The sequence below is a fragment of the Celeribacter ethanolicus genome, from assembly GCF_002407265.1.
GTDB classification, from domain to species: domain Bacteria; phylum Pseudomonadota; class Alphaproteobacteria; order Rhodobacterales; family Rhodobacteraceae; genus Celeribacter; species Celeribacter ethanolicus.
In genome coordinates this window covers 3,175,420-3,193,781 of sequence record NZ_CP022196.1, presented here as the reverse complement: position 1 = coordinate 3,193,781, position 18,362 = coordinate 3,175,420, and the positions used below count along the sequence as shown (strand labels likewise).

Here is an 18,362-nt window from a genome sequence, read left to right as displayed (position 1 = left end):
GAGGAGAGGAGGAGAGGAAGGGAGGTTATTTCATACCGGTCAGCGTGATGCCGTCGATGAAGCGACGCTGGGCAAGGAGGAAGGCCACGACGAGGGGCGTGACGATCACCGTGGCGGTGGCCATCATCGGCCCGTAGAAATCGCCATCGAGATCGCCTTTGAATTCGCGCAGCCCCAAAGGCGGGGTGAACAGGTTGCGATCCCCTGTGAGGACGATGCGCGGCCAGAAATAGTCGTTCCAATGCGCCACGACCGAGAAGATCGCAAAGGCCAGAAGCGCCGGGATCGCGGTCGGCAACATGACCCGCCAGATGATTGCAAACTCGCCCATGCCGTCCATGCGCGCGGCGTCGATCAGATCGTCAGGCACGGTCATGAAGAACTGCCGCATCAGGAAGATGCCAAAGGCCGAGACGATCCACGGCAGGATGAGCGCGGCATAGCTGTTGGTCAGGCCGAGTTTGGCGAGCATGAGATAGAGCGGCAGGGCAATCGCATGTACCGGGATCAACAGGCAGAAGAGCACAAGACCAAAGGCCGCGTCGCGTCCCCAGAACCTGAGCTTTGCCAAGGCATAGGCGGCGGGCACCGCGATCAGCGTTTGCAGCACAAAAATCGAAGCGGTGACGATCACGCCATTGAGCAGGTAGCGCCAGAGCGGGGCGGCGGTAAACGCCTGATGGTAATTGTCGATCAAAGGTCGGGTGAGGCAGTCCTGTTCAGAGCCGCCAAGATTCACGCAGCTTTGGTCCAGCACCAACTCTTGCGCCCCGAACAGGCCGCCGGTGCCGGAGGCAATCTCGACGGAGGATTTGAACGAGGTGGTGAGCATGACGTAGAACGGCAGCAGCACGATCACGGCACCGAAGATCAGCACGAGATGGGCGAGCGTCTGGCGGGAAGAGAAACGGTGGTGTGTCATTGGTAATGCACCTTACGTTCGACAAAGCGGCGTTGGGCGACAGAGATCAGCATCACGAAGCCCAAAAACAGCATGGTGATCGCCGCGCCGAGGCCCACGAGGTTCTGGGCGATACCCTTTTCGTAAATGGCGTAGATCATCACATAGGTGGACTTGGCCGGACCGCCGTGGGTCAACGCCTCGACCGTGTCGAAGACCTGAAACGAGCGGATCATGGTGATGGTCACGACAAAGACCGTCGTCGGTCCCAGCATCGGCCATGTGATCAGTCGAAACCGCTCCCAAGGCGCGCGCACCCCGTCCATTTCCGCCGCACCGTAAAGGTCACGCGGCACGGAGGTCAGCCCCGCCAGATAGAGCACCATGTTGAAGCCGAAGCTCTGCCAGATGCCGATGAAAGCCAGCGTCCAGAGCGCATAGTCGCGATCCCCGAGCCAGAGCGGGAAGCCCTCGGCACAACTGCGCGCGTACCAGGGCCAAAGCTCAAGCGGGGAGCCACAGCCAAGCGCCAGCGTGCGATTGACGATGCCGAGCGTCGGATGCAGCGCGAATTCCCAGACGATGGCCATCGCGAGCAAGGAGGCCATGACAGGCAGAAAATAGACCGTCTTGTAGAGGTTCTGCCCGACCTTGAGCGACCGGATCAAAAGTGCTGCGCCAAGGCCCAGCCCGACGGAGGCCGGCACGGTGACCACAACGTAGAGCACGGTTGCGACGATCATCTTGCGATAACTCGAGCGGGTGAAGATGTCGGCGTAATTGTCGAACCCAATCCATTCGAGCGTGTCCCGACCCAGCGTGTAATCGGAGAACGACAGCACGAAGGCGACCGCCACCGGCAGGATCAGGATCACGACCAATAAGATCACAGCGGGCGAGACCAATAACGTCCCGGCGCGGGCCTGTTGATCTTCCGGGCGCGCACTGCGCCGGGCACGTGGCAGCGAAGACATCAGAACATCAGACATGCGCAGGCACCTCCGCCCGCAAAAGCGGCGCCGCCTTGCCGCCTGCGTCAAATCCCACGACCCGGTCCCTGTCGGCACGCAAATGCATCAGCTCGCCCGGACGCAACCTGCCCCGCGCAGACGGCGACAGGCGCAGCACCACCGGGCGTGGCACACCGGGCACATCCAGTTGGACGAACAGATCGGAGCCAAGGTTTTCGATCAGCCGCACACGACCCGACAAAAGTTCATTGTCATCGCAAGGCATCAAGGCCTCGGGCCGCACGCCCAGATGTTCGATCTGGGCACGGTCTGCACGAAACCCCGTTTGCGCCCCATAGAGCCGGATCATGCCGGTGTCGTCGGTCTCGACAGGCAGGATGTTGATCGCGGGGGAGCCGATGAATTGCGCGACACGAATGTCGGCGGGGCGATCGTAAAGCGCATCCGGCGTGCCGACCTGCAACAGCTCGCCCTCCATCATCACCGCGATCCGGTCGGACATGGTCATGGCCTCGGCCTGATCGTGGGTGACATAGACGAAGGTCGCGCCAAGGCGGCGGTTGAGCTGGGCAATCTCGGCGCGCATATGCACCCGCATTTTCGCATCGAGGTTGGACAGCGGCTCATCGAGCAGAAAGGCCGAAGGTTCGCGCACCAAGGCGCGCCCGACGGCGACGCGTTGACGTTGCCCACCCGACAGTTGCCCGGGTTTGCGATCGAGAAGATGCGCGATGTCGAGCATCTCTGCGGCCTCGCGCACAGTCGTGGCGATCTCCTGACGCAGGGCGCGGCTGCCGGGAAGGAACGGCCCGATTCCGGGCAAACGCTGCGCCCCCGAAAGCCGCCGCATGGTGAGCGGCACGGCGATGTTTTCGGCCACGGTCAAATGCGGGTAAAGCGCGTAGCTCTGAAACACCATCGCCAGATCGCGATCCGCCGCGCGCAACCCGTCGACCGGGCGCCCACCAATGGACACCGTACCGGATGTCTGCGTCTCAAGCCCCGCAAGGATGCGCAGCAGCGTGGACTTGCCACAGCCCGACGGCCCGACCAGCGACAGGAACTCTCCATCGGCAATGTCGAGGCTCACCCCCTTAAGCACATCTGTGCCGCCGAAGGACTTTTTGATCTTGTGCAGTTGGACGGTTGCCATAGGGGCCTCTCAAACATCGTTCGAGGGGCGTCATAGGAAGTTTCTGCGACAGTCATGTTACAGTTACAGGAATCCCCTATAGCGACCGCATGAAAACCTTGTCGCCGAAAGAAATCCTCTCCGTCCTGACGTTATCGCGCCTGCGCGCGCTCAATGCCGTGATGGAGACCGGCAGCTTCTCCGCCGCCGCCCGCCGAATGGGCGTGTCACAGGCCACCGTTAGCCAACAGATCCGCGATCTGGAACGCGCGCTCGGCACAGACATGTTCAAACGCGCCGCGAATGACATGGTGCCGACCCGGCTGTGCCAACAGATTTATCCGCTGTCGCGCGAGATCGAGGATGGAGGATCACAAATCGCCGAACTCCTGAACCAGCATCACAGCATGGACTCTGGCGAACTGCGTATTGGGCTGGGCAACCCGCTTCCGGGGATGGCGCTGATCCGCAGGTTCCGGGACCGCTTTCCCGGTGTCGAGGTCAAGATCGAGATGGGCAGTTGGGGGCGGATCGTGGACGCTGTCGGAGAAGGACGTGTCGATGTCGGCGTACTGCCCGAGCCGCCGGAACAGGCGCGGTTCCAACGCAGGAAGATTCAGGGCCAATCTGTTGTCGTCATCGTTCCGCCGTCACACCCTCTTGCCTCACGCTCGGCGATCTCCTGCGCCGAGCTTGCCGCTGAGCGGCTCATATTTCGCACACAGGGCTCATCGACCCAGCGCGTGGTGGACGACGCCTTTCGACGCGCGGGCATTATGCCCCGCCCATCCATCGTCATGGACACCCGTGACGGGGTGCTCGATGCGGTGACCCAAGAACTTGGGGTCGGCTTCATGTGGAGCAAGGGCGCCAGTCGCCCCGCCGATCTCGTTCAGATTCCCTGTGGTGAAATGCACCGGGAGCGCGACGATTATGTCTTTTCCCTGAGCGGCATATCCACCCCTCTGACAAAGGCTTTCATGGCTTTGGAGATTTCCCCTCTCATGGGAAACTGAAACCGGCTTGCAGACAGAAAAAGCGCATTGTAGCCCGGAAAGCCAGCGCAAACCGATCTCATCCCAATGCGAGATTAGGTCACAATCCCGACGCTCAGATCATTTTCATACGGCGTCCAGTTTCAGATACAGAGCGTGACCGTTCCTTGGGTCCATTGCGTGAGAAACCTGTGTCCAATCAGCGTTTCTCGTCGGTCGAAACGGCCCCAACGGATATCGGCCGGCTGACGCGGCACCCGTCATTTTCCCCTTGAGTTGCTCTCTCACGAGGTTACACTCACGCCAACGCATTCATAGTCTTCCGGTTTCTCGCATGAATTTCTTCTCGCAAACCTCCCGCATGGGTCGCCTGACCACCGCACTTGGCGAGGACGTTTTGGTCCTGATGCGCTTTGAAGGCGAGGAGCGGGTCAACGGGCTTTTCACCTACCACGTCGACTGTCTCGCCTCCGCCGATGATATTGATTTCGATGCGCTTTTGGGCACCCATGCCACCGTAACCCTGCGCACCCATGACGGCTCGGATAAGCCTTTTGACGGCATCATTTCCGAAGCGCGGTGGATGGGCGCGGGCGAGAATGGGCATCGCTATCGGTTGACGCTCAAACCCTGGTTCTGGCTCGCCTCTTTGCGCCGCAACCAGCGGATTTTTCACAATAAAACCGTGATCGACATCCTCGCCGAGCTCCTCGGTGCCTATGCCTCGGCGGGCAAGATGGAGCCCCGGCTGACGCTCGATTACCCGGAACTCGAATACACCGTTCAATACCGAGAAAGCGACATGGATTTCGCCGCGCGCCTCATGGAACGGCACGGGATTTCCTATCATTTTGAACAGGATAGCGGCTCTCACCTGATGGTTCTGACCGACATTGTCGAGAGCCATGCGACCATCGGCGCGCGCCCGTTCAAGCCCTATGATGGCCACCACCAGGAGGAAATCGAGCACTTCTGGGAATGGCGTCCGGCGCGGCGGATCACGACCGGGGCTGTGCGGCTGACGGATTACAATTTCAAGACGCCGACCGCGGCGATGGAAACCAATTCTTCATCTTCTTCGACCTATGCTCAGGGCCAGATCGAGAGTTTTGACTGGCCGGGGGATTACCTCGACCAGGGCCGTGGCGATGTGGTCGCGCGGCTGCGCTCAGAAGGCGAGACCGGCCAGGACCGGCGCTTTGAGGCGCAGGGCGATATTCCTGCGCTTGGCGCGGGGCTGCGGGTGACGCTTGGCGGCGAGCCTCTGCCGGGCACGGGAGAGGACTACCTCTGCCTCGTGGCGCATCACAGCTACACGTCGGACAATTACGGCTCCGGCGGCGAAGAGGGCGACGGCTACGCCTACACCGGGCGCTATGTTTTGCTGCCCGCCGACGCGCCTCTGGTGCCGGAGCTCAAGACCGCGCGTGCGGATGTGAAAGGGCCGCAAACCGCGGTGGTCGTGGGCGACGGCGAGATCGACTGCGACGAGTACGGGCGCATTCTGGTGCAGTTCCACTGGGATTTGGACGCAGCCTACTCCATGCGCTGCCGTGTGTCGCAGAGCTGGGCGGGCAACGGCTGGGGTGGCATGGTCATCCCTCGGATCGGCATGGAAGTCGTGGTCGAATTCCTCGACGGCGACCCGGACAAACCGCTGGTCACCGGGTGCGTTTATAACGGCAAGAACGCGGTGCCGTATGAGCTGCCCGCGAACAAGACCGTCTCGACATTCAAATCCGACACCCACCAAGGCAGCGGCTACAACGAGTTCCGCTTCGAGGACGAGAGGGGTGAGGAAGAGGTCTTTATGCATGCGCAAAAGGACCACAACACCATCATCGAGAATGACGAAAGCCATTCCATCGGCCATGACCGCAGCAAAAGCGTCGGCAATGATCAGTCCGAATCCATCGGCAACGACAAGACGATCTCTGTCGGTCACGACCACCGTGAGAACATCGGCAACGACATGTATTACACCGTCGGCCAGAATCAGCAGGAAAGCTACGGCAAGGACCACCTGCACCGGGTCGGCAACATCTACAAACAGTCGATCTATGCCGATCACCTCTATGAAACCGGTCGCAATTTTACCGGCGAAGTCGCGGGCAAATATACGCTCGACGTCGGCACCTCGATCACCAACAACACCGGCAAGCACACGCTGATGGCGTTCGAGAAGTTCCAGATCACGGGTCCGGGCGGCAAGATCACCATCGACGGCTCGGGGATCACGCTTGAAGCTCCGAACATTCGCCTCAAAGGGAATGTGTCCATGGGTGGGTCTGGCAGCGGTCAGGTGCAGACGCTGAAACTCGCCGCCAACGAAGGGCTTCCGCTTTGCGAGGAATGCGCAGCGGCGCGATCCGATGCCTCATAAAAGGGTCAGGCCTTTGTTAAGAGAAAATCATAATGGACGGGGTCTATACACTCTGGAAAGCATCCCATTTTCATTTCAGAGAAGTGCTGCGGCGCGGTCGTGTTTATCTTGTTGTTGACCCGGACTCCTTTCCTGAACTGGGGGACGCGCTTGAGGAATCTGATCTTCCATACGCCAACCTGTATGGCAAAGGGGAAGGTGTTTTAGAGCAAACAGAAGCGCCTTACATTGTCCAGTTGAACGCACGCGACATCGCCAACTGGAAACATTTGATCAAGAATCTCAGAAACCAAAATGTGGCAATCGGCCTCATTGCACCGGAAACAGTCGATATACACCAGCTGCGTCGGCATTGGAAAAAATGGATATCCGTTCGCATTCCAAATGAGGATCAACCTGTCATGTTCCGCTTTTTCGATCCCAGAATTCTGTTCGCCTTTCTCGCAACCTTGAGTGCCGCCGAAGCACATAGTTTTTATGGGCCAGCACAACATCTGATCGGTTTTCAAGATGGCCAGCTTGAGGTGGCCACGCCCGAAGCAGTTGTTCGGAATACGGCGCCGCTTAAACTTGGGGTCGGGGAGCATTATCTGTTTCGCGCCGAACAGGTTCAGGCGATGGAGGATGTGACGAGTCAGGTCTTTAAAGACCGGCTCAAACGCTATCTGCGCATCGTCTGGTGGCAATATGCCGAGGATATGCCGGAAGAGCAGCTTTCCCAGATCGTCGAAGACGGCATCGCGGATGCAAAAAAACTCGAAAGTATGACAGACAACTCTGTGCTGGCGATGACGCTTATCCGGCTGATCGACCCGTCTGTCAGCACGAATTCAAAGTATTGGCGCCACGCCTACGATGGTGCAGGTAAAGAGCACCCAGGTGCGCGCGCAATCTTTCTGTTATCAGTTATGTTTGACGAAAACTTTCCACACGACAGAGAAACGGTTGAGTTACTTTTTTACAAAGCCAATCGCTTTGGCCGGCCAGAAGAGCAATGGCATGACATCCCCCGCAACTGGGAGACCAAGTGATGGCTGGCAATAGTGATGCGGCCAATACTGCGGGATCCGGCCCGAAAACTGTTGTGGGTGAAATGGTGGCTAATGTCGGCGACCTTTTTAATCAGGAGCCGCGAAATCCGGCAGATAGTCCTGTTCCTGATTACAACTGTCCGGTGGCAAATTGTGGTACGGAAAAGGTTTGCGAACAAGTCAACGTCGGCGATCCGATCACCGGAGACAGCCGAGCGCATATTGAGCGCAATGCGTGTAACAAGTGTCCTTCATCACCGCCGCAACCTGTCTACAAGGTCATTCCCCGGCACGGGCGCAATCCCGAGAGAAAGGTGCTTTTGTTCTACGAGGATCACACAAGCAGCCAATGGGAGCCAGACAGTGGTTTCACGGCGCCGATATTCCATGGCGATGCTGGCCTAGGAAATAGAGAGCATGACAGTATGACATTCCGGTTGCTATATGGCCTTTCGGATTCCGAACGCGGTTGGCAATGCCGCTATTACAAAGGACAACTTGACGACACCAGCACCGACATGGGCACCTATGATTATGCCGATGCCCCGTCCTCGAATCATACCGAGATGGACGTCAACACTCACCTGCAAAACCCGCATTACGCACCCAATCTTACCGAACGATACTAACCTAAACGGCCCCCGAAACAGAGGACACACATCATGAAACCCGTTGCCCGCGTCGGAGACACTCATGTTTGCCCCATCAAAGGGCATGGCACCAACAGCATCGTGTCCGGGGGCTCTGCCCTTGTCGACGGCCGGCCGATCGCGCGGATCGGTGACAAATGCGCCTGTGGCTGCGTGATTGTCTCGGGCTCCTCCGGTTCGACCTGCGACGGCAAGCCGGTCGCCGTGATCGGCGCCAAGACATCCGGCGGCGGAACGATTGTCTCGGGGTCTCACTCGTCGAAAACACTTTAACTTTTGACGCGTTCCGTCACGCTGTCTCGTGTTTCGTCGGCGGCGCGAGACAGGCGTGAAAAGCAAACCGCCATTCTGGTCGGTTTTGCCGAGAGAAACAGCCAGATCGTCATTCAAAGGAGGCAGCCATGGTCAAAGAGGATTGGTCAGAACCGGATGCCGCCTTCGAGAATCCCATGAGACGCCCCGTCCTCCCGGCTCTCTCCGTGCATAAATCCTCTGAAAACATTCCCATTCTCAAAGGAAACACAGAGCAAAGCTTCACCGAACCGTTTTTCCCGACGGGGTTCCTGAACGAAAGAAGGACGATATTTGCCGTCATGGATGCCGGACGCCTCGCATGTCTTCCGGTGCTGCTCGAGGCAGGAAATATCCCGCATATGAGCCTGTTTTCCGGAGACCTCGCCGAGACCGGAAAAGACGTCGCGCCCTATCTTGCCGAGTTTTCAGAAGACAATGACGTGCTGCGGGGGTTGCTGAGTTGTACCGAAGAGGCGAAGATACAGGCTGGCGCTTTCTGGGATGCTCAGGCCGGTATTTTCATCAGCACCTCAATGCCCCTGTCCGATCTCAGATCCCATCTGCGCAGATTCATGCGCGTGCTCGATGCCCGAGAAAAAGCCTATTACTTCAGATTCTGGCAGCCTGAAGTCGCCGAGGTCTATTTCTCCAACGCCGCAACCGACCCGCAGAAAGCCGCCCGCTGGGTTTTCCCCCATGACACGAGGACGCAAATCGACGCGATTTGGGCCCCAGTCCGCAATTTCACGCATGACGCCTATCTTTTGCAATTCGAGCGCGGCACAGAACTGACAAGAAACGATCTGGGCGGCGGACAATTTCGTCTGGACCGATCGGATTTCGATGCGTTGCACCGGCTGCAATGGAATCGTGACGTGGCGAAGGTCGCGGATCAGTTGCGTCAGGCCTTTCCACAGCAGGTCACGGCCATTGAGCTGCCGCTCACCGCGTTTTGCGATACCCAGATGCGCCGTGCCGTCACGCAGGGTTTTGCCCATCTCGACATGCTTTACGTCTTCTGCGCCTGGGCAATCAACTTTGGCCCGGATTTCGAGAGCATGGACAAAACCGGTGCCATCGCTGGCTTCATGCAATCCGATGCACCGCCAGAATGGCGCTTTGAACAGATCAAGACACGGATGATCGCCCTCGAAGAGACAATGGGCTAGCGGCGGGTCTACTTCGCTTTTCCCGCGATATTATAGTCCACGGAGCGTTTGAAAGCCGGTTCCGGAGACATGCCGATCTTGTCGAAATTCGAGGACATATGGCCAAACTTGAACAGGGCGGCTCGTTTCGTCGCCTCGTCCGGAGTCCCTCCGGCGCGCATCGTCCCGGCCATATCCGCCAATTCTGCGGGAATTTCGTATTCTCCCCCGGTCGGCAGGGTGTCCAGCGGAACACCTGCGGCTGTTGCGGCATCGTACATCATGGCCAACGGAATGCGGGAAAGGCCAAGCTCTACCCAATCGCGATCAAGCCGGGCGGCGGTCGTATAAGAATAGGTTTTTGTTACCAATCCCGCCAGCCCCCAGGGTCTCGATTCAACAATGGGACCCGGCGCATTCTTTAGCCCGCCTTCGGGATCGCCGGGCTTGATCCAGCCTTCGTCGACATAAAAACTGGCAATCGAATCGCGCTGACTCGCCGCCAGAGCCATATCCCTCGCCCGCGCGGCTTCCGCATCGGCACGGGTATAAAAGGTCTTGGTTTTGGCTTTTTCGACGAGGGCTTCGCTACCCGTTCCCGCATAACCGCCTCCGACATCGGAATGCGCGCCGGTGCAGGTCTTGAACGGCCCTCCGCCGGGCGTGTTGTGATTGAGGCGGAAGTTTTCGCGGTACTCGTTTTCCGCCGTCAGATGCATGATCCCGTCGGCCTGCGCCGTCGACATATGGACGTTGACCGGGCCGTTGTCGTCATTCGTGCCGAGACCGACCGCCGCCACCGTGTCGAACACGCCGACAAAGCGGATGCGTACTTTGCGTCCCTCCGGCAAATGAGCGCGGTTGCGATCCATATGGACCCCGAACAGGAGCGAGTAATCGAGCGCATCGTATTCGATAAAGCCCTGTCGGAAACAGTTCACGAAATAGCGCGCCGCCGCGGCGCCCCGACTGAAGCCGAAGACATCCAGGATCACCTCGGTCGGCTCGATGCCGGGACTGAGCTCATTGATGATCTTGCCGACTTCGAGACAAGCCTCGAAGACGCGGGATTCAACGCCGGTCGGTCCCATCCCGATCGCGGCACCGACCTTGTTGCTCGGCCACCAATCCGACTCGCCCGCCGTTGTGCCAATCCCTTGCTTATAAAGGCGATGTCGCTTGACCGCATACCCACAGGAATTTCTTGGCCAATAGCGTTTTTCCCATTCGTAGAGATCGTAAAGCAACCTCACATTGGTAAGCGAAGAATTGTAGCTGTCGGAAATACGGCTCGACGGGCCACGCACATTTGCCGCGTTATTGCCCGTACCGTCGAAGAACACTCCGATTTCCAAGGTCACCGCCGGACAAGGTTGCGCATAGGCCCCAGCGGCCCGATCCATGTCCTGCGACTGATCTGAGGCGGATGATGTTACACTCATTGCGCGGCCTCCAGGCAGGGGGCGTCTGTGGGAACAGGCGGGTACTCGAACGCCAGAGCCGAGGCCAGTTTCGCATGCGCATTGGCCTCCGCGGCGACATCCCGGTCGGCCTCCGGCACACGCAGGCCACAGGTTTCAGCGACATCTTTGTTTATATGTTTCGAGTCATCATCAGAGCCGATCACCAGATGTCCATTGGCCCCGAAAATCAGAATGAGATCGACCCTGTCGTCGCGTATGGTCGTCAGCTCTCGCGGGTCAACCGTGACAGACGCCTGCCAGGCGCGGTTGGTCAAAAGCTCGACCCACTGCGCGGTGATCTGAAACTCGTCCGTGCCGGACAAAGGACGGGTCAGGGACATGGTCTCCGTGCTGCGCGGCGCTTCAATATCGGCCATCCCGAAACGGACTGTCGGAATCGGCTCGCGATACACATCAGCGATATCTGCCTGAGTAATAAGAACCGGGGAATATGAAAAACTCGTCATCGACAGATCGACGCGTTTGGGTCCCGATGAGATACAGCCGCTCAGAAGAAGCGTTCCGGCAAGAGCGAGAAAGCGCATCGTCATGTCCGGCCTCCGATCTCGCGAATATTGGGCCGACCCGTTGCGAGGTCCGACAGATACCAGACCTTGCTTTGCGCCCGGTCCAGCAACCACTCGGGGTAATGTGCGGCATAGAGATCTTCGAAACGCGGGAAAGGATCGGCGGAGATGGCCTGCCCAGGGGCATAAATCACCATGCGTGGCAAGGGATCGAACGCCTTCTGCGCGCGCTCCAACATCGGCACGCCATCGGCATCCGCCATATCCAGAATCGGCCCACTGGCGTTCAGCAACATCTCATAGGCAACGGTGTCAGGATGCGACCGCATCTCCGGATGATGCAGGAAAGGGGCTTCGACCAGCCCCAACACAATGTTAACATGCACGAGCCAGTGACGCTCGCTCCACAAGAACAGATCCCCGAAAGCCGTATGCGCCACGGCATGCACGTCGATCCGACCGGTCTTGTCGCTGAACTCCGGGTCGCCACGAAAGATGGCCTGCACGGCGTCCTGCAATTCGAACGGGGCACACAAGCGCAACGCACCTTGCGCCAGATCCCCGACACCGTAATTGTCCCAAAAATCCAGCAACAGAGGCGCAATGCGCCCCTCAAAACGGGCGATTTCGCCAGGTCGGACATCCACGGCATTCCGCAGAGGCCCCCTGTCTTTGATAAGCTTGGCCAAAGCCGCCTTGGCTGCAAGTCCCGGAAGATTGCTACGAAATGTCATGAACCAAACCTAAATCGCCAACCACACCCTACATTACTCAAGCCATTTGAAACCTCAACCCATCGCCGTGAATTTCAGGAAGGCCAGTGAAAATCGAGCGGGCGTTCCATCGCATGGCTACGTTGCGCCCCCCATCCCACAACGGGGACAAGAGCCCGCTGGCAGGACAACCGGAGCTGCGCCGCATGTATAGCTCAGCCATGTGCCGCCAGTGACTTTCGTTAAATTTCGAAATTATTTAAACATACCCCCAAAAGGGCCCGATCATGACAAAGGAACGGATCCTCGACTGTGATCCCGGAATTGACGATGCCGTGGCCATCGCACTCTGCTGCGTTTCAGATGAGCTTGATCTTCTCGGGATCACGACCACCCATGGCAATGTGGCTCTGGAACGGACGACGACCAACACCCTTGCTCTGCTTGACGCCCTCAATCAAAACATCAGCGTTTATGCCGGGGCGGATTGGCCTTTGGTGCGGCCCGCGATCCATGCGAGCAACGTGCATGGGGCCTCCGGGTTCGGCGGGGTCGAGATCCCCATGCCGCGCGCGTGGTGTTCGAAGCCGGATGCCCCGTGACCATGTTCGGCCTCGACGCCACTCACAAGGTCATCGCCACACCAGATCGCGTCGCCGTGCTTGCGGCGCTCGGGACACCGAGTGCGCGGCTGATCGCCCGACTGATAGAGGCCTACCGCCCCTCATACACCGAGCGCTACGGTTGGGACGGAGCTGCGATTCATGACATGTGTACAATTGCTTGGGCAATTGACCCGACGTTGTTCAGCCTTACGGAAATGGCCGTTCTGATCGACACGAACGAAGGGCCGAATTTCGGACGCACCGTTTGCGACAGTCGCAAACGCGCCCCATCGCAACCGATTGTCAACGTGGCAAGAGACGTGGATACGGATCGGGTCTTCGCGCTTTTGGCAGAACGTATCGCCCGCTATTGAAGCGGGCGCACAGCCTCGGAATATGCCAGTAGGTCTCGCACGATACAGGACAAAGCGAAACGGCCCGCAACATCATCTGACATGGCAAGCACTGATCCTATGCCCCGCGCCAAAAGCGCATAATACTCGCGTGTCAGGTCAGGCATATCCGCCAGAATCTGCGTCCCGAGGCCCGCTGCAACATGTTTTCGAGTGAAAACATCGTGCCGAATGCGCCGCGCCAGACCAGTTTGAAATAGGTGAGCGGATCGACCCCGTTCAACGCCAGAAAGATCATGAAGATGAAAAGCGCCGCGACAATGGCCGCCAGCGTGATCAGGAGCGACTCGGCGATTTGCCTGGTCCGTTCCGACGGGTAAAATCCGGCACGTCTGCGCCGGATCTCCCCGATGTGACTGTCTGCGATCATAGCGTCGACACTTACACAACCGATCCGATCACGCCCTCGACGAGGTAATCCATGGCTTCAAGCTCAATCGCTGTTTCCGGGTAAGACAAGCCTGCGGGCACGACCTCTTTGCCAGTGTTGTCCTTGAGCGGCCCGTTGATGATCGCAAAATTGCCTTTCATCATCTCTGCACGCACCGCATCGGCCTGCGACTTTGCCGCCTCGGTGAACGCGGGGCCATAAGGCGAGGACTTGACGAAATGTTCGCCCAGACCGCCACGCACGAAATGACCAAGCGGCTGGCCTGCAAGTTTTTCCGAAACGAATGTCTCGTAGACCGGCGCCCCATTCCATTCCGCCCTGGTCAGATAGCCATTCGGTGCGATCTCCTGTTGAGTGGTGTGATAGCCACAACTGTAGCCTCCGATCTGTTCGGTCGTCCCGATCACCACTTTCGCGCCGTCGACATGGCAGGTGATGACATCCGCGCCGCTGCTGACCAGCGCATTGGTGGCTTCTGCCTCTTTCACGCGGGCAGACCATGCACCGGTGAAAATCACCTGCACCTCAATCCCGGGATCGACGCCTCGCGCACCAAGCCTGAAGCTGTTGATGTTCAGGAGCACCTGCGGGATCGCTTTGGCGGCGACGAAACCGGGCTTCTTCGACCTGGTCATACGTCCGGCCACGATGCCGTTCAGATATTGCGCCATGCCGATATACCCGAAATAGGAGCCCGTGTTGTCGGGATGCACCCCGTCCCGCCACAGCCCGCCACAATGGCGGAACTCGGCCTACGAATATTTATTTGCCATTTCAATCATGTATGGATCGAAATAGCCGAAACTCGTCGCAAAGATCAGGGACGCGCCGTCCAGTTCGATCATCGACTGCATGGTGCGCGCCACATCCGAGGTTTCCGCCACGTTTCCTCTTCGAGCACCCTCACGCCCGGCCTGGCCCGAACGGCGGCAGCCCCTTCGGCATGAGCCTGATTATAGGCATAATCGTCCTTGGCCCCGACATAGATGAAGCCGACCGTCAGACCGGAAACGGCCAATGCTTTCTGACCGAAAAGTGCGTCACAGAGAGGGCGGCCCCACCGGCCAGCAAGGCACGGCGAGAAACGGAATTGTGCGTCTTAATCATGGTCCTCCTCATATTTTCGAAATTTTAATCTTTGCGCAGAAGCGGCAAGGATTCGATGATTATTTCAGCGGTTTTCGTCCAGTGCAGCGCCACAAGCTCTTCTGCGCGCGGCGCGTCGCGTTCCAGAACCGCCATCATGATCTCGCGATGCTCGCGATTCAGATCACGCGTTTCACCGGAGAGCGCGATCGACAGACACCGATAACGTTCGCAGCGTTCGCAAAGCTGTGCACGCAGACCCAGCAACACCGGCGAGCCACAGGCCTGCACCACCTGTTCATGAAACTGTGCATGCGCGACATTCCAGGTCTCAAAAAACGCGATCCCTTCGTGGTCGGACGCCAGCAAAAGATCCTCAAGCCGGTGAAATGCCGCCAGAAGTGCCCGGTCATCCGTTTTGCTCGCCCGTGAAATCGCGTTCCGAATCGCTTTCTTTTCCAGATAAATGCTGTTTTCCGTCAAATCCCAAAGCTCTTCCACGGACACGGGCGCAACCCGGAACCCACGTTGTTCCGCACCTTCGACAAGACCGGTATTCGCCAGTTTGACCAAAGCTTCGCGCAAAGGTGCCGTGCCGACGGGATAGACCTCACGCAGCTTGGAAAAGGCCAGTTTCTCACCCGGCACAAGACGCCCATAAAGAATATCATGCCGCAAAAGCCGGTAAGCGGTCGTTGCTTTGGACTTCGCCTCCTCGGGGAAGGCCAATTTTGTCGCATCCATCGCTTTTCCGGTCTCTTTCCGTGTCTTTGATATCGGTTTCATACGAATATGAGGACCGACATTACGTAGTTCAGGCAGAAAGTGAACAGAATTTCGAAAAAGCATTCGAAGACAGAGAAACGACACGCCAATTGTCGATACAGCCAGACGGCGGCTTGTATCTCGGAACGTGACACGAACTCATCCAGCTGATGGGCCAGCGCCATGGAGCCGGGACCGAACAAAAGTCAGAGAGCGATCGCCGAAAACTGCGAGGCGTCGCTGCCAAACCCCGCCACCCGGGCGGGCTTGCCGGACAGCTTTCCAACTCCCGAACATAGGGATGATCCGCCGCAAGCTCGGATGCATGACCTTCGAGGCGGACCTCAAGCGCAATCCCATGCGCTGAGGCAGATGTTTCGACGGCCTCGGCGACCCAGACCGGATCAATCGCTTTGCTATAGCGAAATTTCATATGGCAGCTCGCCCTGCCCACGGTGATATTCGGCGCGCACCATGGTTGTTCACCACAATATTGAGAGCGCACCAGGACGGCATATAGGCGACATCCTGAAACGCGCTCTCATCCCGCAGTTTCAGGTGCAGCGCCCTCATATCGGACAGAAACGGGATCAGATCGGGCTTATGCGCCTTCAACATCTGACTTTAGGCCACGATGCGACGTGCCCCGGCCTTGGTCGTTTCCTCGTCGCAGGACAACAGAAGCATCACCGGCACATCTTTCGGCAGGTCGCGAGCCGCCGTAATGAAAGCCGCGACCGGCCCTTTCATATCGGCACTGTCGAGACCATAAAGCCGGTCGCCCTGTCGATGCTCGGCCAGAGCGGTGCAACCCGCCCCGGTCCAGACCGCCGCACTGCCTCTGCTGTCCACCATCGCACAGTGCCGGACGTCACGATCCGGATCCTGCGACAACACCGTTTCAAGCGCATCTGTCGCGGAGTGCCCGGCAAGGGCATCATGAACAGCGCATTGTCCACCAGCCGCGCGGCCGCCTCCCAATCATATTTGCGATAGACATTCGCATCGACGATCCGGTTGGCACCGCCGTAGAACATTTCATATTGCGTATGGCGGACGCGAACTCCGACCCGATCGCATCCCAGGCCAGCCGGAAGGCCCGCACGCCCTCCTCTGCCGTGCCGATGACGGAAATCTGTGTCGCTTCGATCATCCGGCGCATGTCCGGGTCGGAAAAATCCGCGACAAAAGACGGCAGCATGATCACCCCGCCGCCACACAGATCGCGCCAGCCCGACCAAGAAACGCAGCTTGACCGAAAACCGGATTTGCGACTGGTAATTGTGATAGGAATGCGCGGGTGTCCGATGCCAGATCGCATGCGCTGCGGTGACATCGCCATAAGTGAACACCCGCTCCCAAGGCACATGCACATCCTCGAACCACACAACCGCGTCGTTTTCGTCGAAATGATAGGCCAACGGGTAATCGCACCCGTTGCCAGCACTCGCCTCGTAAGATTTCCGCGACATCAGGCGGACGCGTTTCGTCGCCAAAGGCACGGCAAACGTCGCGGCAAAGCGCTCTTCGCCAGGGGGCAGCGGTGCGATGGAGCCGACGATCAGCTCATCGGCCATGATCGAACTGGTGCCGAGCATCTTGGCCCCGCGCACCGTGATACCGCTGTCGTCCTCCTCGACCACGGAAACGATCAGATCGCCTTTCTCCGCAAGTTCCGGCTACGCGACCGCCCCACCGCCGAAGGCACTGCCGTGAGTGCGTCGCATCGGTTTGCCTCCAGTTCGGCATCTCTGATGAAGTTGATGGCCCGGCTCACATTTTGCTCCGGGCGCCGCCTGTCGCCCTCCTTTTGCAGACCGGTTTTACGGTGACGAAATCCTGCTTTTGTCCACTTTCCGGCAGTCAGAAAAACCCAGTACTCCTCTCGTGGCAGACCATGGCCGGTGTCAGAACATCCGGGTCGACACATCCAAAGGCAACACGGCGCGAGGCGCGTGGAAACGCTCATTCCAAACAGGGCTGCTGGCCTTGTGGACGGGCGCGCATGTCATTACTGTCGCCCTTCACATCGAAAGTGTTCGAGTACAAACCGCGTTAGGAAAAGAAACAATGCAACCCCAGAACCTTCCGCGAAATCTCCGCCTCCTGCTTGGCAAATACCGCTCCCTGGCCGAGGGGGCCCATGACATCGGGATCAACCGCCAGCAGTTGAACAAATATCTCAATGGCAGCAGTTTTCCCTCTGCCAGAACTCTTCAGCGGATAGCCACGACTCTCGGTGTCGATATAGATGTTTTGCTTGCAGATCCTGCCCAGGCGAAACAGGCATTAGAAGCCCAAACCGCATCTCCCTCTCCGATAGAAGCCGCGATGCAATCCGCGTATAGCGCATCTCTCGATCGCCTCATTCGGGAAGAGGGCACTCTGAAAGCCTATTGCGGCGACTATCTCTGCTGGCATCGGACGGCCATTTCCGACGCCTATATCCACGCAAGCCTCATCCGGATTTATCAGAAAGATCGAAAAACCTATGCGAAATCCCTGATCGCAATTCGACGCGACGGTCAGCCCTCGCATGGGATCAAAACCTATGTGCATGATTCACATATTTTTCTGAACGCCGGCTGCCTGCATCTGGTGCGCATGTCGCATCTGGCGAGTGGGGAGACCGATCTCGGGCTGATGATCCTGAAACTTCCACGACTGCCTTCGGAAAAGACACTCCACGGTCACACGCTGACGACCAGCATCCATGTCTCTGGCAACATCGTGCCATCCAAGGTGATCATGCGGAAAGTCACAGCCCCCCCCTTACAGATTTTCCGTCGACATTGCGGGGCATGGCGCCTCGACGACCTTCATACGGAAAAGGACATCCGGGCAGAGTTCAGCGCCGGAATGTATGTGGAATGACAAAAGAGGGGGCCAGGGCC

The 18,362-nt window shown here is 58.5% G+C and carries 21 protein-coding genes and 2 pseudogenes; 9 read left to right on the top strand and 14 right to left on the bottom strand.

Features of this window, described 5'->3' with window-relative positions; genetic code table 11:
- Positions 1-25 precede the first annotated feature (25 nt).
- The 3 genes from CEW89_RS15730 to CEW89_RS15720 are packed head-to-tail and all read right to left on the bottom strand — an operon-like array spanning position 26 to position 3,025.
- Positions 26-922 carry a carbohydrate ABC transporter permease gene (locus CEW89_RS15730; RefSeq protein ID WP_096806533.1) on the bottom strand — a complete coding sequence of 299 codons (897 nt, stop codon included), beginning with the start codon at positions 920-922 and terminating at the stop codon, positions 26-28.
- Positions 919-1,890 (bottom strand): carbohydrate ABC transporter permease, encoded by a 972-nt coding sequence (locus CEW89_RS15725; RefSeq protein ID WP_198403441.1) that lies wholly within the window; start codon positions 1,888-1,890, stop codon positions 919-921. The genes CEW89_RS15730 and CEW89_RS15725 overlap by 4 nt, the downstream gene beginning before the upstream one ends.
- Entirely contained in the window at positions 1,883-3,025 is a 1,143-nt protein-coding gene (locus CEW89_RS15720; RefSeq protein WP_096806532.1) for an ABC transporter ATP-binding protein, read from the bottom strand. Before CEW89_RS15720 ends, CEW89_RS15725 begins: the two co-directional genes overlap by 8 nt.
- Before the next feature lie 89 nt (positions 3,026-3,114).
- Between CEW89_RS15720 and CEW89_RS15715 the strand changes: the two genes are divergently transcribed.
- From CEW89_RS15715 to CEW89_RS15690, 6 genes are all read left to right on the top strand, one after another.
- Positions 3,115-4,020 carry a LysR family transcriptional regulator gene (locus CEW89_RS15715; RefSeq protein WP_096806531.1) on the top strand — a complete coding sequence of 302 codons (906 nt, stop codon included), beginning with the start codon at positions 3,115-3,117 and terminating at the stop codon, positions 4,018-4,020.
- 313 nt (positions 4,021-4,333) lie between these two features.
- On the top strand, positions 4,334-6,382 hold the full coding sequence (locus tag CEW89_RS15710; RefSeq protein ID WP_096806530.1) for a type VI secretion system Vgr family protein: 2,049 nt from the start codon (positions 4,334-4,336) through the stop codon (positions 6,380-6,382).
- A 32-nt stretch (positions 6,383-6,414) separates the two neighbouring features.
- Positions 6,415-7,413 (top strand): DUF4123 domain-containing protein, encoded by a 999-nt coding sequence (locus tag CEW89_RS15705; RefSeq protein ID WP_096806529.1) that lies wholly within the window; start codon positions 6,415-6,417, stop codon positions 7,411-7,413.
- Positions 7,413-8,042: a hypothetical protein gene (locus CEW89_RS20910; RefSeq protein WP_157779892.1), complete on the top strand. Its 630-nt coding sequence runs from the start codon at positions 7,413-7,415 to the stop codon at positions 8,040-8,042. Before CEW89_RS15705 ends, CEW89_RS20910 begins: the two co-directional genes overlap by 1 nt.
- A 33-nt stretch (positions 8,043-8,075) precedes the next feature.
- Complete coding sequence (locus tag CEW89_RS15695) at positions 8,076-8,336, top strand: PAAR domain-containing protein (RefSeq protein WP_066709986.1); 261 nt, start codon at positions 8,076-8,078, stop codon at positions 8,334-8,336.
- A 320-nt stretch (positions 8,337-8,656) separates the two neighbouring features.
- Positions 8,657-9,526: a DUF4123 domain-containing protein gene (locus CEW89_RS15690; RefSeq protein WP_157779891.1), complete on the top strand. Its 870-nt coding sequence runs from the start codon at positions 8,657-8,659 to the stop codon at positions 9,524-9,526.
- Positions 9,527-9,534: 8 nt separating this feature from the next.
- Here CEW89_RS15690 and CEW89_RS15685 read toward each other — a convergent pair whose 3' ends face one another.
- From CEW89_RS15685 to CEW89_RS15675, 3 genes are all read right to left on the bottom strand, one after another.
- Complete coding sequence (locus CEW89_RS15685; protein WP_096806526.1) at positions 9,535-10,947, bottom strand: T6SS phospholipase effector Tle1-like catalytic domain-containing protein; 1,413 nt, start codon at positions 10,945-10,947, stop codon at positions 9,535-9,537.
- The gene (locus tag CEW89_RS15680; RefSeq protein WP_198403440.1) at positions 10,944-11,345 is read right to left on the bottom strand and encodes a hypothetical protein; all 402 of its coding nucleotides are present in this window, start codon (positions 11,343-11,345) and stop codon (positions 10,944-10,946) included. The genes CEW89_RS15685 and CEW89_RS15680 overlap by 4 nt, the downstream gene beginning before the upstream one ends.
- A 170-nt stretch (positions 11,346-11,515) precedes the next feature.
- Positions 11,516-12,229, bottom strand: a complete 714-nt coding sequence (locus CEW89_RS15675; RefSeq protein WP_096806524.1) for a GAD-like domain-containing protein — start codon at positions 12,227-12,229, stop codon at positions 11,516-11,518.
- A 266-nt stretch (positions 12,230-12,495) separates the two neighbouring features.
- On the opposite strand from CEW89_RS15675, the gene CEW89_RS21090 reads away from it, so the two are divergent.
- A complete protein-coding gene (locus CEW89_RS21090; protein ID WP_198403439.1) occupies positions 12,496-12,810 on the top strand; it encodes a nucleoside hydrolase in 315 nt (104 codons plus the stop codon).
- A gap of 2 nt (positions 12,811-12,812) precedes the next feature.
- The gene (locus CEW89_RS21085; RefSeq protein WP_244906216.1) at positions 12,813-13,187 is read left to right on the top strand and encodes a nucleoside hydrolase; all 375 of its coding nucleotides are present in this window, start codon (positions 12,813-12,815) and stop codon (positions 13,185-13,187) included.
- A 133-nt stretch (positions 13,188-13,320) separates the two neighbouring features.
- Here CEW89_RS21085 and CEW89_RS15665 read toward each other — a convergent pair whose 3' ends face one another.
- The 8 genes and pseudogenes from CEW89_RS15665 to CEW89_RS21500 all read right to left on the bottom strand — a co-directional run.
- On the bottom strand, positions 13,321-13,596 hold the full coding sequence (locus tag CEW89_RS15665; RefSeq protein ID WP_096806523.1) for a hypothetical protein: 276 nt from the start codon (positions 13,594-13,596) through the stop codon (positions 13,321-13,323).
- 11 nt (positions 13,597-13,607) lie between these two features.
- Entirely contained in the window at positions 13,608-14,330 is a 723-nt protein-coding gene (locus CEW89_RS15660; protein ID WP_244906084.1) for a BMP family ABC transporter substrate-binding protein, read from the bottom strand.
- 39 nt (positions 14,331-14,369) lie between these two features.
- Positions 14,370-14,501 carry a hypothetical protein gene (locus CEW89_RS21420; RefSeq protein WP_280522620.1) on the bottom strand — a complete coding sequence of 44 codons (132 nt, stop codon included), beginning with the start codon at positions 14,499-14,501 and terminating at the stop codon, positions 14,370-14,372.
- Between the two features lie 247 nt (positions 14,502-14,748).
- A complete protein-coding gene (locus CEW89_RS15655) occupies positions 14,749-15,447 on the bottom strand; it encodes a GntR family transcriptional regulator (protein ID WP_198403437.1) in 699 nt (232 codons plus the stop codon).
- Positions 15,448-16,092: 645 nt separating this feature from the next.
- The gene (locus tag CEW89_RS21270; RefSeq protein WP_244906083.1) at positions 16,093-16,218 is read right to left on the bottom strand and encodes a hypothetical protein; all 126 of its coding nucleotides are present in this window, start codon (positions 16,216-16,218) and stop codon (positions 16,093-16,095) included.
- 84 nt (positions 16,219-16,302) lie between these two features.
- Positions 16,303-16,365 (bottom strand): annotated as a pseudogene (locus tag CEW89_RS21510) (hypothetical protein); the annotation flags it as partial.
- A gap of 40 nt (positions 16,366-16,405) precedes the next feature.
- The gene (locus CEW89_RS21505; RefSeq protein ID WP_425321033.1) at positions 16,406-16,789 is read right to left on the bottom strand and encodes a 4-hydroxyphenylacetate 3-hydroxylase C-terminal domain-containing protein; all 384 of its coding nucleotides are present in this window, start codon (positions 16,787-16,789) and stop codon (positions 16,406-16,408) included.
- 37 nt (positions 16,790-16,826) lie between these two features.
- A pseudogene (locus tag CEW89_RS21500) lies at positions 16,827-17,123 on the bottom strand (4-hydroxyphenylacetate 3-hydroxylase N-terminal domain-containing protein); the annotation flags it as partial.
- Between the two features lie 415 nt (positions 17,124-17,538).
- On the opposite strand from CEW89_RS21500, the gene CEW89_RS15635 reads away from it, so the two are divergent.
- Positions 17,539-18,342 carry a helix-turn-helix domain-containing protein gene (locus CEW89_RS15635; protein ID WP_096806519.1) on the top strand — a complete coding sequence of 268 codons (804 nt, stop codon included), beginning with the start codon at positions 17,539-17,541 and terminating at the stop codon, positions 18,340-18,342.
- The last annotated feature ends 20 nt before the right edge of the window (positions 18,343-18,362 follow it).